At 70.8% G+C, this 16300-nt stretch carries 13 protein-coding genes; 5 read left to right on the top strand and 8 right to left on the bottom strand.

Annotated features, from left to right (window positions below; translation table 11 throughout):
• Nucleotides 1-9: 9 nt before the first annotated feature.
• The 4 genes from V5F61_RS01280 to V5F61_RS01265 all read right to left on the bottom strand — a co-directional run bounded on the left by V5F61_RS01280 (nucleotide 10) and on the right by V5F61_RS01265 (nucleotide 4033).
• On the bottom strand, nucleotides 10-1044 hold the full coding sequence (locus V5F61_RS01280) for a DNA polymerase III subunit delta' (protein WP_393987065.1): 1035 nt from the start codon (nucleotides 1042-1044) through the stop codon (nucleotides 10-12).
• Nucleotides 1041-1712 carry a dTMP kinase gene (gene tmk / locus V5F61_RS01275; protein ID WP_393987064.1) on the bottom strand — a complete coding sequence of 224 codons (672 nt, stop codon included), beginning with the start codon at nucleotides 1710-1712 and terminating at the stop codon, nucleotides 1041-1043. The genes V5F61_RS01280 and tmk overlap by 4 nt, the downstream gene beginning before the upstream one ends.
• A 26-nt stretch (nucleotides 1713-1738) precedes the next feature.
• Nucleotides 1739-2944 (bottom strand): D-alanyl-D-alanine carboxypeptidase family protein, encoded by a 1206-nt coding sequence (locus V5F61_RS01270; RefSeq protein ID WP_393987063.1) that lies wholly within the window; start codon nucleotides 2942-2944, stop codon nucleotides 1739-1741.
• A 390-nt stretch (nucleotides 2945-3334) separates the two neighbouring features.
• On the bottom strand, nucleotides 3335-4033 hold the full coding sequence (locus tag V5F61_RS01265; protein ID WP_393987062.1) for a hypothetical protein: 699 nt from the start codon (nucleotides 4031-4033) through the stop codon (nucleotides 3335-3337).
• Nucleotides 4034-4434: 401 nt separating this feature from the next.
• On the opposite strand from V5F61_RS01265, the gene V5F61_RS01260 reads away from it, so the two are divergent.
• Nucleotides 4435-5388: an alpha/beta hydrolase gene (locus V5F61_RS01260; protein WP_393987061.1), complete on the top strand. Its 954-nt coding sequence runs from the start codon at nucleotides 4435-4437 to the stop codon at nucleotides 5386-5388.
• A 39-nt stretch (nucleotides 5389-5427) separates the two neighbouring features.
• On the opposite strand, the gene V5F61_RS01255 is transcribed toward V5F61_RS01260, so the two are convergent.
• Complete coding sequence (locus V5F61_RS01255; RefSeq protein ID WP_393987060.1) at nucleotides 5428-5853, bottom strand: OsmC family protein; 426 nt, start codon at nucleotides 5851-5853, stop codon at nucleotides 5428-5430.
• A gap of 243 nt (nucleotides 5854-6096) precedes the next feature.
• Here V5F61_RS01255 and V5F61_RS01250 point away from each other — a divergent pair, with 243 nt between their 5' ends.
• The 3 genes from V5F61_RS01250 to V5F61_RS01240 all read left to right on the top strand — a co-directional run bounded on the left by V5F61_RS01250 (nucleotide 6097) and on the right by V5F61_RS01240 (nucleotide 10042).
• Nucleotides 6097-7692: a helicase HerA domain-containing protein gene (locus V5F61_RS01250; RefSeq protein ID WP_393987059.1), complete on the top strand. Its 1596-nt coding sequence runs from the start codon at nucleotides 6097-6099 to the stop codon at nucleotides 7690-7692.
• A gap of 178 nt (nucleotides 7693-7870) precedes the next feature.
• A complete protein-coding gene (gene dusA / locus V5F61_RS01245; RefSeq protein ID WP_393987058.1) occupies nucleotides 7871-8866 on the top strand; it encodes a tRNA dihydrouridine(20/20a) synthase DusA in 996 nt (331 codons plus the stop codon).
• A 339-nt stretch (nucleotides 8867-9205) separates the two neighbouring features.
• A complete protein-coding gene (locus V5F61_RS01240; RefSeq protein WP_393987057.1) occupies nucleotides 9206-10042 on the top strand; it encodes a sulfite exporter TauE/SafE family protein in 837 nt (278 codons plus the stop codon).
• Nucleotides 10043-10132: 90 nt separating this feature from the next.
• On the opposite strand, the gene V5F61_RS01235 is transcribed toward V5F61_RS01240, so the two are convergent.
• Nucleotides 10133-10783 (bottom strand): hypothetical protein, encoded by a 651-nt coding sequence (locus tag V5F61_RS01235; RefSeq protein WP_393987056.1) that lies wholly within the window; start codon nucleotides 10781-10783, stop codon nucleotides 10133-10135.
• A gap of 356 nt (nucleotides 10784-11139) precedes the next feature.
• Between V5F61_RS01235 and V5F61_RS01230 the strand changes: the two genes are divergently transcribed.
• Nucleotides 11140-12036, top strand: coding sequence for an ATP-binding protein (locus V5F61_RS01230; protein ID WP_393987055.1), 897 nt, complete (start codon nucleotides 11140-11142; stop codon nucleotides 12034-12036).
• 89 nt (nucleotides 12037-12125) lie between these two features.
• Here V5F61_RS01230 and V5F61_RS01225 read toward each other — a convergent pair whose 3' ends face one another.
• Together V5F61_RS01225 and argS are read right to left on the bottom strand one after the other, a co-directional pair.
• Entirely contained in the window at nucleotides 12126-13526 is a 1401-nt protein-coding gene (locus tag V5F61_RS01225) for an SPOR domain-containing protein (protein WP_393987054.1), read from the bottom strand.
• Between the two features lie 987 nt (nucleotides 13527-14513).
• On the bottom strand, nucleotides 14514-16286 hold the full coding sequence (gene argS / locus V5F61_RS01220) for an arginine--tRNA ligase (RefSeq protein ID WP_393987053.1): 1773 nt from the start codon (nucleotides 16284-16286) through the stop codon (nucleotides 14514-14516).
• Nucleotides 16287-16300: the final 14 nt, after the last annotated feature.

Here is a 16300-nt window from a genome sequence, read left to right as displayed (position 1 = left end):
GCGCCAGTCTCAGCGCACGGCTTCGGAGAGGTCGGCAAAGATGCGGAACACAAGCGCCTTGCGATCGAGGTTGAACACATCGGCCTCGATCACGCTGCGCCTGACCTTCTCCCACACCTCGCCCAGCCGGACAAGGCGATGGCGCGCCTCGCCCCCACCGGTGGCACGGGCGGCGATGTAGTCGCTGACCGCCTCGGAAAACAGGGCGAGCCCGTCGCCCCTGTCGCCCTGAAGGCGCGCGCCGAGGGCGTGCAGCTCCTCGGCCCTGGGCGCAGGAAGCTGTTCGAGAGCGCGCAGGGTGGCGGCGCGCACCTCCATGCCCTCGCCCCGCGCCAGCACCACGGCGCGCCGCACGCTGCCCTGGCTCGCTTCCGCCGCCGAAGGCAGCAGCGCCGGGTCCATCTCCACCCCTTGGCTGCGCAGATGGTCCAGCGCCGCCAGCACCTCCTCTGTCGCCAGAGGGCGCATCCGCACCAGCCGCGTGCGCGAGCGAATGGTGGGCAGAACCCGCCCCGGCGCGTGGGAAATAAGGAGGAACAGCGCGCGCGGCGGCGGCTCCTCCAGCGTCTTCAGCAGCGCGTTGGCGCCAAAGGCGTTGAGCTCGTCCACCGTGTCCACGATGCAGACCCGCCAGCCGCCGCCGGCCGCCGTGGCGCCGAAGAAGGCGCGCACCCGACGCACCATTTCTGCCGGAATCACCGTGGGGATCTTCTCCTCTCCCGCCTCGGGCACACGGCGCAGCACCAGCAGGTCGGGATGGGTGAAGGACGCCACCTGCCGGAACACCGGATGGTTGGCCGGCACATCAAGCGCCAGCGGCCCCCCGGCCGCCTCCGGCCCCGCCAGCACCGCGCGGGCGAGCCGATAGGCCAGCGTCGCCTTGCCCACGCCTTCGGGCCCGCCCAGCAGCAGCGCATGGGGCAGGCGCCCGGCGCGCCAGTCGGCAGCGAGGTCGGCCGCCACCGTGCCGTGGCCGAACAGGCGATCCTGGCTACGCGGATGCGGCGCCTCGGGCAGGATGTCTCCCGCCGGCCCCTCGCTCATCGGTAAGCCTCCGGCACCGGAACGGCAGCGAGGCGTGCATCCACCAGCGCGGCAACACGCGCGGCCACGGTCTCTGCCGTCGGGGTGGCATCCACCACCGCGCAGCGGGCGGGATCGTCAGCGGCAAGGGCGAGGAAAGCGTCGCGCACCGCAGTATGATAGGCAAGGCCCTCCTTCTCGAAACGATCTGCCACCGCCCCCTTGCCGCGCGCGGAGGCACGCGCCAGCCCGATGTCGGGCGGCACGTCGAGCACCAGGGTCAGGTCGGGCCGCGTGCGGACGCACACGCGCTCCAGCGCGCGCAGCAGCTCCTCCTCTACCCGGCCGACGGCGCCCTGGTAGACGCGGGTCGAATCAATGAAGCGATCGCACACCACCACCGCTCCCTCCGCCAGCGCGGGCGCGATGAGGGTGTCCACATGGTCGGCCCGCGCCGCCGCGAACAGCAGCGCCTCCACCCGCGGGCCCAGGGGCTCTGCGGCGCCGGAGAGCAGGACATGTCGCACCGCCTCGGCCCCCGAGGAGCCGCCCGGCTCGCGCGTTTCCACCACCCTGCGACCGCGCGCGCGCAGATGTTCCGCGAGGAGGCGCGCCTGGGTCGACTTGCCCGTGCCCTCCCCGCCTTCCAGGGTGATGAACCAGCCGCGCGGGCGGGAGGAATGAAGCATGGCGCGGTCCCTGAGGCTTCGGGCCGTCACTTATGCAGCTTCGCGAACGCCTTCGCCACGAGATCCCGCGTGGAATCCCCGATGAAGGTCATGCCGCCGTCGAGCGCCCGGTCCCAAAGCGTGCCCACCGGCACCTCCGCGGCGGTGTAGAGCGGCACGTCCAGCACCTTGATGTCGCCGCGCGTCACCTCCATCTGCCCCACCTGCGTGCCCGGCACGACCGGCGCCCGTAGCGGCCCGACATAAGTGACGCGGGCGGTGACCTTCTCGCCCCCGCGGCGGGAGGTGAGCAGGCGCACCGGCCCCTTGGCCACCAGCCCCACAGAGCCGCCGGCCCCGCCGAACACCTGGGCCCGCCCGACCTCCGCGCCATCGGCGAAGATCTCGCGCTGCTGGAACGACTGGAAGCCCCATTCGAGCAGCTTGCGGGCCTCGTCCATGCGCTCCTTCTCAGTCTTGGCGCCGAGCACGGCCACCACGAGGCGCTGCCCGTTCTGCACGGCCGAACCGAGCAGGTTGTAGCCCACGTCCTTCAGCCACCCCACCTGCAGCCCGTCCGCGCCCACGCCGGCGTTCAACAAGGGATTTCGGTTCCGCTGCTTGATCTTGCTCCAGTCGATGCCCGGCAGCGCAAACACCGCGTACTGCTGGGGATAGGCGCGGATCACGTGCTGCGCCAGGGTCGCGAGATCGCGGGCGGTGGTGAGCTGGGCGGGATCGGCGAAACCCGTGGCATTGCGGAAATCGCTGTTCGTCATGCCGATGGACTTCGCCGTGTCGTTCATGAGCACCGCGAACTGGCCTTCCGTGCCGGAGATGCCCTCGGCCAGAGCGATGGCGGCGTCATTGCCGGAGACGACCACCGCGCCCGCCACCAGATCCTCCACCCGCACCGGCTTGTTCACCTCCGCGAACATGGCCGCACCACCCGAGGGGCCGCCGCCCCGGCGCCAGGCATTGACGCTGACGACAAAGGGCGTGTCGGGCGTGATCTTGCCCGCCTTGATCTGGCCGAACACCACCGCGGCGGTCATCACCTTGACGAGGCTTGCGGGCTGAAACTGCCGGTCCGCATCCTTCTCGTAAAGAATGGTTCCGGTCTCGAAGTCCACCAGGATGGCGGCCGGCACATGGGTCTGGAACGCGCTCTGGGCCGATGCCGGACGCGACGCGACGGTGCCCACCACAGCGCAGGCCGCCAGCAGAAGGACGGAAAGGAAACGTGTGCTCACGTGACGGGACCCGTTGGCTGTGCCGCCGCGGCGACGTGCTTCGCTATTTTCCTGCACCGGGCGCCGCTTCGCAAACGACAATCTGCCGACACCCACGCCCAGCGCGCCGCATCCCACGGGCCGAGCCGCTCCAGGCCAGAGGAAGCCCGGGCTGCAAAGCCCCCTCGCGAAGGCATGGGCGTCCGCCGAGGGAATGGATCCGTTCTGGGGATAACGCCGCTTGACGCATGGCGGACGTTATTCCGTGCCTCGCTCGAAAACGCGAAAAGCCCCGCGTAAACGGGACCCTGGCCGACTCGGGGAATTGGAGACTCACGGCGATTCGCAGCCCAAAAGATGCAGCGAATCGGCTGTCACGCCTCTTGGCAGCGCACGCCAGTTGGCCGAAAGCTAAAGTCCCGCAGAAGAAGCGCCCACGGACTTCGCCCCCTCCGCTCCGGCACGCCGCTGAGGGGCGCGCTGAAGGCCGCGGGCATACTCCTCACTCTCCTTGCTCCAGCGCTCGATTCGCCCGGAGCTTGGGCGCATCTTGATGCGACCGGTGAGGATATCCACTTCCTGCGGCGCGTGCTCGCGCCCATCACGCACCTGGGTGAGGCCCAGCGAGCCCTGGCGGATGCGCACCTCGTCCAGCGGACGGCCGGAAGCGATCCCCTGGGCGCGAAACTGCTGGTACTCCCGCTCGCTCATCACGCGGATCTGAGAGACCTTGTCGAGGCTGTCGGGGTCCATGACGATCCAGACCGAGCCGCGCTGGGACGCGATCACGCCACGGGCGCGCTGCTCCAGAGCACGCAGATAATCCTGGCAGGAGTTGCCGTCGTAGACGCGCTTGCGCCGCTCGGACTCACGCCAAGCGCGCAGGCCATAGAGGCCGCTCGCCATCTGCGTCACCAGAACGCTCACCGGCATCATGTAGACGGCGAACCCGCCTTCGATCAGCGCCCACAGACCGGCAATGGCGAGCGTACTCGCAGCAGACGCCGAAAAATGCCGCCAGATGCCATCGAGGAAATGACTGAACGGGCCGAGCTCCTTCTTTTGGATCTCGTCCATAAGGTGCGCATACGGCAATATCCGGTTTTGCATCACCCGCTCCCGCCAGCCCGACCAATCCAGGTTGGATCATTTTTTTAGGCGGTCGCCCGGCGATTGCAAGACATTTGTGATTGAACGAGCCGCGGCCCCTTGTCCAGCCGCGACGCAGGCGGCTCCTCCGTTACCAAAACTTAACGTTAACAATCCTTTGCCGACCATGCCGCCGACACGCACGCGCCACGGGCACGCCGCATATGGACGGGTTCCCCCGGCGCCCACGCCAGAATCGCCCGATTGCGGCCTGCCTCCCCGGGGGGGCGGCGGCGGGTGAAGCATGCCGGTCGCTCCGTTTCATCGCCGAGTCGGGTAAACCGACGCATGTCTCTCAAATCCGGATACACGGCCTCGCATGAGCGTCGCCTTCCGCACGGGCGGCCGCGAGCAGAGGAGATATGCAGGTGATCCACCGCCGCGCACTGATGATGGCCATCGCGGCCCTCGGCTCGGGAGGCGCCTGGGCGTCCCCTCCGGAGAGAGCGAGCACTGGGCCCGACACGACCGACACCATGCCCCTCTGGCCGGGGGTACCGCCGGGCGGGGGCGGCCCTTCCGGACCACCGAAGGTGGGTCAAAACGGGGCGCTGAGCAACATCGCCTTTCCCATGCTGGAGGTGCACCGGCCGGCGCGGCCCGGCGGCGGAGCGGTGCTGGTGGCGGCCGGCGGCGGCTACCGGCAGATCCAGATGGACAAGGAGGCGCGCCCGGCGGCCCGCTGGCTGGCGGCGCGCGGCATCACGGCCTTCATCCTTGTCTACCGGCTACCGGGGGAGGGATGGAGAGACGGCCCACGCGCCCCGCTTCAGGACGCCCAGAGAGCCCTGCGCCTGATCCGCGCCGATGCCGCCGGAAGCGGGCGCGATCCCGCCCGGATCGGCGTGCTCGGCTTTTCTGCGGGGGGCCACCTGCTGGGCCTCACCGCCACCCGCTTCGCCTTCCAATCCCACGCGCCAATAGACTCCGCGGACAATGTGCCGGCACGGCCGGCAGCCGCCGCACTTATCTATCCCGTCATCACCCTGGAGCCACCCTACGACCACACCTCGACCCGGCGGCGCCTGATCGGCGATCACCCGACACCCCGGCAGAGCGCGGAATGGTCGGTGCAGACCCATGTGGCGGCCGGGGACCCTCCCTTCTTCCTGGTCCAGGCGGAGGACGACCCCATCTCCAGTCCGCAGAACACGGTGATCATGGCCGAGGCCTGCGCCCGCGCCGGCGTGCCGGCCGAGGCGCACCTGATGCCGAGCGGCGGACACGGCTTCGGCATGGGCCGGCCGGGCACGGCGACCGCGCAATGGCCCGGCTGGTACGAAACCTGGCTGCGCACTCAGGGCATGCTCGCCTGAAGGCGCGCCCCCGCCGCGTCGGCGGCGCCGCCTCCCCGCTCAGGCCGTCAGCGTGGCATCGAGGCTGATCCGGGCATTGAGCACCTTGGAGACCGGGCAGGAAGCCTTGGCCTTGTCCGCCAGCTCGCGGAAACGCGCCTCGTCGAGGTTCGCGATCTTTGCGCGCAGGGTGAGATGGACGGCGGAGATGGAGAAGCCGTCGGCCCCCTTGGTGAGGGTGACGTCCGCCTCGGTCTCGATGCGCTCGGGCGTGAAGCCCGCCTCGCCGAGGATGAGCGCGAACGCCATGGAGAAGCAGCCCGCGTGCGCGGCGCCGATCAGTTCCTCGGGATTGGTGCCGGGCCGATCCTCGAACCGGCTGCTGACGCTGTAGGGCGCTGCGGCGAGCGCGCCGCTGATGGTGGAAATGGTGCCCGAGCCCTGGGCGAAGCCCCCCGTCCAGACGGCGGAACCTGATCGTTTCATGGTGCGTCTCCGTTGAAATGGACCGGCGGGCGCCCCGCCTCTGGCCCGTGCGGATGGTGTCCCGCCCCTCCGCGCGGGACAATCATATGTGTGTATGCGACGCCTCATCTCCAGGTGCAGCGCGACCGCCCGGTGCCGGCCCCGCTATCCACCGGCGGGCAGCGGCGTGGTTGAACTCGCGCCGCGAATTGATATGAGTGCGGGCATGATTTCCTGCCCTGTCCACACTGGGTGGGCGCCGCGATGACGACGCCCACGAAGGTGTCCATCGACCTCGGCACCCGCTCCGGCGGGGGCACGGCCGTGATGGACCTCGAGGAACTGCTGGCCACGCGCCTGCTGGTGCAAGGCAATTCCGGCTCCGGAAAATCGCACCTGCTGCGCCGGCTCCTGGAGCAGAGCGCGCCCTGGGTTCAGCAGGCCGTCATCGACCCCGAGGGCGATTTCGTCACCCTCGCGGATCGCTACGGCCACGTGGTGGTGGACGCCCAGCGGGGCGAGGCGGACCTGCAGCGTATCGCCGCCCGCGTGCGGCAGCATCGCGTTTCCGTGGTGCTGAACCTCGAAGGACTGGACAGCGAGCAGCAGATGCGCGCCGCCGCCGCCTTCCTGGGCGGCCTGTTCGATGCCGAGCGCGACATGTGGTATCCGCTGCTGGTGGTGGTGGACGAGGCGCAGCTGTTCGCCCCCGCCGCCGCCGGCGAGGTTTCCGACGAGGCGCGCAAGGTCTCCCTCGGGGCCATGACCAACCTCATGTGCCGCGGGCGCAAGCGCGGGCTGGCCGGCGTCATCGCCACCCAGCGCCTCGCCAAGCTCGCAAAGAACGTGGCGGCGGAAGCCTCCAACTTCCTCATGGGCCGCACCTTCCTCGACATCGACATGGCCCGCGCCGCCGACCTGCTGGGCATGGAGCGCCGGCAGGCGGAAATGTTCCGCGACCTGGAGAGCGGCAATTTCGTGGCCCTTGGGCCGGCATTGGCCCGGCGCCCGCTGCCGGTGCGCATCGGCGCGGTGGAAACCCAGGCGCGCTCCACCAGCCCCCGGCTGCTGCCCCTGCCCGAGCCCGCCGCCGCGGAAGACGCCCACGACCTCATCTTCACCCCCGGCGCCGACGAGATCCGCACCCTGATCCCGCGCCGGGCGCCTTCGGTGGCCCCCACCGCCGATGTGCTGGCCCAGCTCGCCCGCGGCATACCCGCCGGGCAGCCGCCCCTCCCCGACCCGTCGGGCCATGGCGCCCCCACTCACTCCGGAGCCCCGCCGGTGGCGCCCGCCCACGTGGCGCCGGCGCTGACGCCCGAGCAGCGCGAGGCGGCCATCGATTCCGCGCTCCGCGAGATCCTGGCCGAAAGTGACGCCGGCTTCCGCTCCATCGCCGTGCTCTACCAGGATTTCCTGGTGCGCTGCCGCATCCGTCGCCTGGGCAGCGACGCGCTCTCCCTCTCCGCCTTCCGCCGAAGGCTGGCGGTGGCCCATGCGGGCATCGACCTCGCCGAGGCGGAAGCGGAGGATTCTCCCTGGGCGGAAGTCCTGGGCATGGCCGCGGCCCTGCCGGAGGACATGCAGGGCGTGTTCCTCTCCCTCGCCCGCGCGGCGTTCGACCACCGCCCCTGCCCCTCCGATTCCGAGGTGGCCCGCGCCTACGGCAGCCGCTCGCCGGGGCGGGCGCGGCGCCTCATCGCCTACATGGAGGAGCGCCAGGTCATCGTCTGCCGGCAGGATGGGCGCGGGCGGCGCATCGTCGCCATCCCCGGCCTCGCCTGGGAGACGGAGCCCGGAGACCCCAATGCCACCGTCTCATCCTCCGCGGCGGCCGAGGAGGCCTCGCCAGCGGATTAAGGCACCGGGAAATCGCCCGGCACCGCCGGTTGAGCGGCTTCCGTGCCGCCTGATATGGTGGCGTGGACGATCACCATCCCCCGGCACGGCACGGCCGCTGAGGACCGAACTGCCGGACGGCAGACATTCAAGGGCAGTGGCGCGCGACCCGCCGGGCCCGAAGCGGAGCTTCCCAATTTTGCCTTTGGATCCCAAGAGCCTGCGCTTCTCCGTTGCGCCCATGCTGGACTGGACCGACAGGCATTGCCGCGCCTTCCACCGCACCTTCTCGCGCCATGCGCGGCTCTATACGGAAATGGTGACGGCGCCGGCCATCATCCATGGCGACCGCGAGCGGCTGCTGGGGTTCAATGCGCCGGAGCACCCCGTGGCGGTGCAGCTCGGCGGCAGCGATCCCGCCCAGCTTGCGCAGGCGGCGCGCATCTGCGCCGATTTCGGCTATGACGAGATCAACCTCAACGTGGGCTGCCCCTCCGACCGCGTGCAGGGCGGCAATTTCGGCGCCTGCCTCATGCGCACGCCGGCCCTGGTGGGTGAGTGCGTCGCCGCCATGAAGGCGGCCGTCGCCATTCCCGTCACCGTCAAGTGCCGCATCGGCGTGGACGAACAGGACCCCGAGGAAGCGCTGGACCAGCTCGCCGACGCGGTGATCGCGGCCGGCACGGACGCCCTCGTCGTCCATGCCCGCAAGGCGTGGCTGAAGGGCCTTTCCCCACGCGAGAACCGGGACATCCCGCCCCTCGACTACGACCGCGTGCGCCGGCTCAAGCAGCGCCTGCCCCATGTGCCCATCGTGCTCAACGGCGGCATCGGCAGCATCGAGGCTGGCCTTGCCGCAGCCACCGGGCTGGACGGCATCATGCTCGGCCGCGCCGCCTACCACGAGCCGGAGCTGCTGCATGAGGTGGACCCGCGCCTCTACGGCACCCCCGCCCCGGCGGCCGACACCTATGCCGCCCTCGACACGTTCGAGCCCTATGTGGCCGCGCACCTCGAAGCCGGCGGCCGCCTGTCGGACATCACCCGCCACATGCTGGGGCTGTTCGGCGGCCGGCGGGGCTCGCGCCTCTACCGGCGGCACCTTGCCACCGAATCCGTGAAGCCGGGTGCGGGGCTCGCCGTGCTGCGCGAAGCGGTGGACCACGTCCGGCGCCGAGACCTCGCCGCGGCCTGAGCCTGGCTCCCGAGCCTTTGACCAAGCCCGCGCGGCGCTGGGGGCGAAACCCATGCTGCGCCGAGCGAAAACCGAAGCGCCGACGGCACGGACCCGCGCCGCCGGGGGGCCTGGACAGGGCCGCCGAACTGGCGCACACAGGCCTTCTTCCACCTGCCGCGCCCGTGGAATCCCCTCTGTCCCGGCGCGGCCCCTTCCCCTGACCGGGACCTTCCTTTCCCGCCCCGGCGAAATCCCGCCGGACGCCGGCACGATGAAGCGCTCCGGCCATCCGTCGTCCCGATGGTTCTTCGCGAGCCGGCCCGCGCCCGGCCCGCCGACGCGCCAAGGAGGTTCCGCGTGCTCTCGTCCATCCCCTGGGGCGAACTCGCCACCCTGTGCCTCGCCCTGCTTGCCGGCGGCGTCCTCACCGGCATCATCGCCGGCCTGTTCGGCGTGGGCGGCGGCGGCGTCATGGTGCCCGTGCTCTACGAGGTGTTCGGGGTGATGGGGGTGGAGGAGAGCGTCCGCATGCAGCTCTGCGTGGGCACCTCCCTCGCCATCATCATTCCCACCGCCATCACCTCCTATCGCGCGCACAGGAAGAAGGGCGCGGTGCTGCCGGGCGTAGTGAAGCGTTGGCGGGTGCCGGCCATCGTCGGCATCCTCACGGGCAGCGCCATCGCCGCCTGGGTGCCAGGCTGGGTGCTGCAGGCGGTGTTCGTGGTGGTGGTCGGCATGCTGGGGCTGAAGAGCCTCATGGGGCGCAACGACATCCGCATCGCCGACACGCTGCCGGACTCGCGCGCCATGGGGGCCTATGGCTTCGGGATCGGCCTCGCCTCGTCCCTGGTCGGCATCTCCGGGGGCGGCATCGCCACCAACATCCTGCTGCTCTACGGGGTGCCGATCCACGCGGCGGTTGGCACCTCGGCCGGCATCGGCATCTTCATCCCGCTGCCCGGTGTCATCGGCTATGCGGTGGCGGGCTGGCCGCACCTTTCGGAGCTGCCGCCGCTGTCGCTCGGCTATGTTTCGGTGCTGGGCTTCGTGCTGATGGCGCCGCTCGCCGCCATGTTCGCCCCCATGGGCGCGCGGCTCGCCCACCGGCTGAGCCGCCGGCACCTGGAGATCGGCTTCGGCGTCTTCCTGCTGCTGGTGGCCGGGCGGTTCCTCGCGGCCATTCTCTGGCGCTAAGGCCGGGCGGGGAAGCGCGCCGCGCTCTCAAGCCCGCCGTCGCGGCCGGCAGGACAATCACCGCCCTCCCCGCACCCGCCAGCGCGGCCCTCACCAGCGGTGGGAGAAGCCGGCGGTGATGCTCTTGTTGATGTCGCTGCCCGTGTCCGCCACCGTGGTGGTGACGTTGAGGCCGCCCAGCACCTTCTGCTGCGCGCTGAGGCTCGGCAGCAGCCGCTGGGCCTCGTCGGTCATCCGCGCGCCGACAGAAAGCGTGGTGTCGGTGGAAAGGCCGGTCACGCTCAGCTTCTTGTCCATCTGCCAGCCATTGGCGGTGCCGGTGCGGCCCACCTGGTAGGTGTCGGAAAGCTCCGCCTTCAGGCCGTCGTTGACCGTCCAGCTGCGCGAGAGGGTGGTGCCGAGCTTGCTCTCTTCCTCGGTGGGGCTCACCGCCACGTTCACCGAGCCCTTCTGCCACAGCAGCCAGTCCGGCAGCGCATCCAGGGTCACCTTGGCGAAGGCCTTGCCGCTCACAGTGTCGGCGCCTGCCGCCTGCGCCGGGACCACGCTCGTCTTGGCCGCGGACATGTCGAGCCCCACCTGGGTGGAGAGATCCGACAGGCTGTTCGCATAGGTCATGGAGGTGGTGCCGTCCGCGTTCAGCGTGGTCTTCGCGGTCACCGCATCCTGCGCGTGGGCCGCGCCCGCCAGCAGCACGGCGGAAGTGAGGACTGCGGCGGGCGCATGTCGTTTGGGTCGCATCGGCCTCTCCGGCAATTGCTCTCAGAAAGGGCAGCACCGATGGTGACGGATCACCACCGCATCGCCCTTCGCGTTAAACCGATCCCCCGCCTCCGGCGCTCGCGCAGGCTTGTGGCCTTCGCGCGCACCGTGGGTCCGGCTCGCCCCGATCACCCCAGTGCTCTCAGCCTGATGCGGAAAAGTTAAGGCAGGATTGCCGCAATGCACATTCCGTCCCCGCATTGATGCGCGGAGGACACAGGCAACGCCGGGCAGGCTGCTCCCATGCAGCGCAGGCATGGCTTGATGAAAAGCCACGCGCCTGCTGCCTTGCCCGCCAACCGGGCGCGCTCTATCGGGTCGACGGGGAGGAAAACATGCCCGAACAGACGGATACGACCGCCAATTCCGCAACGCTGGCGCTCCTTGAGCGCATCGCCGCCGCCCTCGACCGCCTCGCGCCGCCGCCGGTGCCCGCGCCCGGCTTCGACACCGCGGACGCCTTCGTGTGGCAGACCGAGCCGCCGCGCTTCGAGCCGGTGCCGCGAGTGAACCGCGTCGAGATGGACCTGCTGCAAGGCATCGACCGGATGCGCGACCAGCTCGTGGACAACACCCGCCGCTTCGCCACCGGCCTTCCGGCCAACAACGCGCTGCTCTGGGGCGCGCGCGGCATGGGCAAGAGCTCCCTGGTGAAGGCCGCCCACGCCGCCGTGGAGCGCGCCCTGCCGCCGGAGCAGCCCGGCCGGCTGAAGCTGGTGGAGATCCACCGCGAGGACATCGAGACCCTGCCCACCCTCATGGGGCTGGTGCGCGGCTCGGCGCACCGCTTCATCGTATTTTGCGACGATCTCTCGTTTGATGCCGACGACACCTCCTACAAGTCCCTCAAGGCGGTGCTGGAAGGCGGCATCGAGGGGCGGCCGGACAACGTCATCTTCTACGCCACCTCCAACCGCCGCCACCTGCTGCCGCGCGACATGATGGAGAATGAGCGCTCCACCGCCATCAACCCCGGCGAGGCGGTGGAGGAGAAGGTCTCGCTCTCCGACCGGTTCGGCCTTTGGCTGGGCTTCCACAAGTGCAGCCAGGAGGAATACCTCGCCATGGTCGCCGCCTATGTGGCGCACCACGCCCTGCCCGTGACCGAGGCACAATGGCGGCCCGAGGCGCTGGAATGGGCCACCACGCGCGGTGCCCGCTCGGGCCGCACCGCCTACCAGTACATCCAGGACCTCGCCGGCCGCATCGGCGCGCCCCTGAAGCCGGCCTGATCGGCGGCATCCCAAGAAAAGCAGAAGGCCCCGGATGCGTGCATCCGGGGCCTTCTCGCATTCAAGCCCGCCGATAGGCGAGGCGATCTTCAGTTCTTCGTCACCATGCAATCGCCGCCCTGGGCGCGCAGCGCCTGGCACAGCTCGTTGGCCTGGTCCTTGGAAGCGAAGGGGCCCACCTGCGCACGGTAGTAGATGCCCCGGTCGCCCAGGTCCGCCTTCTTCACCGAGGCCGCATAGCTGCCGAGGAGGTTCGGGTAGCGCGTCTGCAGCGCCTTCCAGGAGCCCAGGGCATCCGCCTCGGAACGCTGGGAGGCCACCTGCACCACGAAGTCACCCGTGCGGCTCACCGGCGGGGCGTCGATCTTGGTGGAGGCGCTGGGCGCGTGGAGCATGGGCGGCGGCGCGCCCGGCATCTGGGTCGCGGTGTAGGCGGCGAGCGACGGCGAACCGGCCGACGGGGCGGCGGTGGGCGCCGCCGGCGCACCCTCGGGCGCGATGGTGCCATCGGAACGCACAGTGAGGGTGCGCACCCGCTTCGGCTCCGTGGCAAGCGAGTTGATGACCGGATCGGTAGCCGCCGGCTGCGTGCCACGCACGGCTGCGGCGTTCACGTCCACCGGCTGCTCCTCACGCGGCAGCATCTTCTCGCTGCCGGGCGCGGCGCCGCCGACGCGGTCGTAGATCAGCTTCTGCTGGGCGTCCTGGGGAGCGCTGTTCGGCGGAGGCACGATCTTGCTCGGCGCGGTATCGGCGCGGATCACCGGTGCGCCGCCGCTGGTCCCGGCGGGGCTGCCATGCACCGCCATGCGGTAGGCGAACACACCCGCGGTGCCGGCGATGATGATGCCGAGCACCGAGGCCACCATCAGCAGGGCCGTCCGGCCCTTCCGGCGCCGCGCCTCGCCATCGAAGACCTCCTCGCCGTGGGGCGGCATGTAGCCGTCCTCACCGTACTGGGGGTCGTAGGCCTCGTCATATTCCTCGTAATCGTCCTCGCCATCGGCGCGCCGGGGCGCGGAATAGGCATAAGCGGCGCTGGCCTCCTGCTGAGGAGGCTGGGCATAGGCCTGGGACTGCGCCGGGGCTGCTGCGGGGCGCTTCGGCTCGGCCGAGGGCGCGGGACGCGGCGCCATCGGCTCGTAGTCGTCGCCCTCGTCGGGCAGCGCGCGCGGGTCCGGAGCCCTGCGTCCGGTGTGCGCCGCCTGGGCAGCCACCTGGGCCTGATGAGCAAGGGAACCATAGCCGAGGCGCACGGAAGTCGCGCTGCGGTCCACCGGCTCGCCATCTCCGCGCGGCGGCAGAAGGGCGGCCCGCTGCGGCGGCGCGGCCAGTGCCGCCTGCCTCGGCGGCAGATCGGGCGCGGCCGCCGGGCGCGGCGGGGGACGGCGGGTGGGATCGGCGAAGTCCGCCTCGCCGAAGCCCACATCCGGCCGACGGGCCTGGGGCGCCGGTGCAGCAGCACGGGCGGCCGACGGGTCCTGGCGCACCTGGGGATCCGGTCGGGCCGCCTGGGAATCGGGAGCGGGAGCGCGAACCTGGGTCGGGTCCTGACCCACCCGGGCAATGGCCTGCCGCGGCGCCGCGGGCCGCGCCGGCACGCGCGGTGCGGGAAGCTCACCCGTCGGGCCAGCCTGCCCGGCCTCGGGCTGGCGCCGGGCAAGCCGGGGGTCCTGGCCCCGTGCGGCATCGGCGCGGAGCGCCTGCGTGCGGGGGTCCTGAGGGCGGGGATCCTGCTGGCGGGGATCCTGCTGGCGGGTCTCCGGGGCGCGGGCGTCCGCGCGCGGGGCGGCCCGCGGATCAGCACGCGAAACAGGAGCGGCCGGGGCGCGGGCGGCGGGCGCCTCCGCCTGAAGGTCCGCGAAATCGACGAAGGGGTCCTGCTCACCGATCAGACGGGCAAGCTCGGCAAGGGGATCGACGCCGCCGTCCGCCTGAAGGCGCGCGGCGGGACGGGCCGCGGCGGGCGCCGGACGGGCCGGAGCGGGACGCGCGGCGGGGGCGTCCTGCGGGGGAAGATCCCGGGGAGGCTGCGGCGCGCGCGGCGGAGCCGCCTGGCGCAGAGGGGCAGCGGGCTCGCGGGCGGGAGCCTGCGGCTGCCCCTGGCGCGGCGAGGCCGGACGGCCGGGCTCCGCACGCGCGGCATCCAAACGCGCGGCATCGGCCCGGGACGGCATCTGGCCAGGGGCGCCCTGGCTCGCCGCTCCCTGACGCAGGCCCTCTTGCCGTGCGGTGACCTGGGGGGCCTGACGCGCTGGCGCCTGGCGCGGGTCCTGCGCATAGGGCGCGCCTTCGCGCGCGGAAGGCACCCGCGCACCGGCGTCGCCGTCGTCCCTGGAGCCCCCGTCACGGCGGTAGCGGAACCTGCTTTCGTCGACCATGTCGCCTCGATGTCTTCTCGTCCGCCCCGCCCCAGACGGATCTGCTTTCCGGCCCCAGGAGGCCGCAAGGGAGCCGATTGACGGCGCCGAACGAGCTCATTTCATCTCGTCGACGGCCTCCACCCCCAGCACCTTCAGACCCGAGGCGAGCACCGTGGCCACGCCGTGCACCAGGGCCAAGCGGGCCGAGGTCAAATCTCGATCATTCTCGATAATGAAGCGTAAATGTGGCAGGTCTTTTCCGCGGTTCCACTGGGCATGGAAATCGCTTGCCAATTCATGCAGATAGAAGGCCACGCGGTGAGGCTCGCGGGCGCTCGCCGCCTGCTCCACCAGCCGCGGCCAGGAGGCGATGCGCTTCAGCAGGCCGAGCTCGCCCTCGTCATTGAGCCGGCTCAGCTGCGCATCCGCGAAAGCGGAGGCTTCGGCCGGCAGGTCAGCCAGCGCCGCGGCGGCGTTGCGCAGGATGGATTTCGCCCGCGCATGGGCATACTGCACATAGAACACGGGGTTCTCGCGCGACTGCTCGATCACCTTGGCGAGGTCGAAATCGAGCGGCGCGTCGTTCTTGCGGAACAGCATCATGAAGCGCACCGCGTCGCGCCCCACCTCGTCCACCACGTCGCGCAGGGTGACGAAGGAGCCCGCCCGCTTCGACATGCGCACCGGCTCGCCGTTGCGGAACAGGCGCACGAGCTGGATCAGCTCCACGTCCAGGCTGGCCCTGCCGCCGGAAACAGCTTTCACCGCCGCCTGCATGCGCTTGACGTAGCCACCGTGGTCGGCGCCCCACACGTCGATCATCTTGAGGAAGCCGCGTGCCACCTTGTCCTGGTGGTAGGCGATGTCGCCGGCAAAATAAGTGTAGCTGCCATCGGACTTCTTGAGCGGCCGGTCCACGTCGTCGCCGAACTCGGTGGAGCGGAACAGGGTCTGCTCGCGGTCCTCCCAATCCTCGATGGGCGCGCCCTTGGGCGGCGGCAGGCGGCCCTCATAGACCTCGCCGGAAGCACGCAGCGCCTCGATGGTGGCGCCCACCTTGTCCACCGCGCCAGCGGAGAGCGAGCGCTCGGAGAAGAACACGTCGAACTCGATCCCGAGCGCCGTCAGGTCCTCGCGGATCATGTTCATCATGGCGCCGATGGCGAAGCTGCGGAAGATGGGCAGCCACTCGCTCTCGGGCGAGGCGAGATATTCCGCCCCGTGCATCTCCGCCAGCTCCTTGCCGACGGGCACCAGATAATCACCGGGGTAGAGCCCGTCGGGAATCTCCGCCTTCTCGCCGGTCACCGCCTCGCGATAGCGCAGGTAGGCGGAACGGCCGAGCACGTCCACCTGGGCGCCGGCGTCGTTGATGTAGTATTCGCGCGTCACCTTGTAACCGGCGAAGGCGAGCAGGTTCGCCATGGCGTCGCCGAACACGGCGCCGCGGCAATGGCCCACATGCATCGGGCCGGTTGGGTTGGCGGAAACGTATTCCACGTTCACCGGCTCGTCCGCGCCCATCGCAGAGCGGCCGAAGCGCGTGCCCTGCCCCAGCGCCGCCGCCAGCACCCGCGGCCAGAAGGCGGGATCGAGGGTGAGGTTGATGAAGCCCGGCCCGGCCACGTCCACCTTCGCCACATGGGCGAGCGACTTCAGCTTGCCGGCGATCTTCTCGGCGAGGTCGCGGGGCTTGGTCCCCAGATCCTTGGCCAGCACCAGCGCGGCATTGGTGGCAAGGTCTCCGTGGCTCGCGTCGCGCGGGGGCTCCACCACCACGCGGGAGAGGTCGAGGCCGGCGCCCCGGCCTTCGGCAAACTGGCCCTCTGCAACGAGGGCCGCGACGGCTTCGCGCACGAAATCGGCGAAGATCGCGTAGACGTTCATGGAAAGGTCCGATC

This window comes from Xanthobacter sediminis (assembly GCF_043195015.1).
GTDB lineage: Bacteria > Pseudomonadota > Alphaproteobacteria > Rhizobiales > Xanthobacteraceae > Xanthobacter.
Note: the sequence above shows the minus strand (reverse complement) of the source record. Positions and strands in the feature narration are given on the sequence as shown.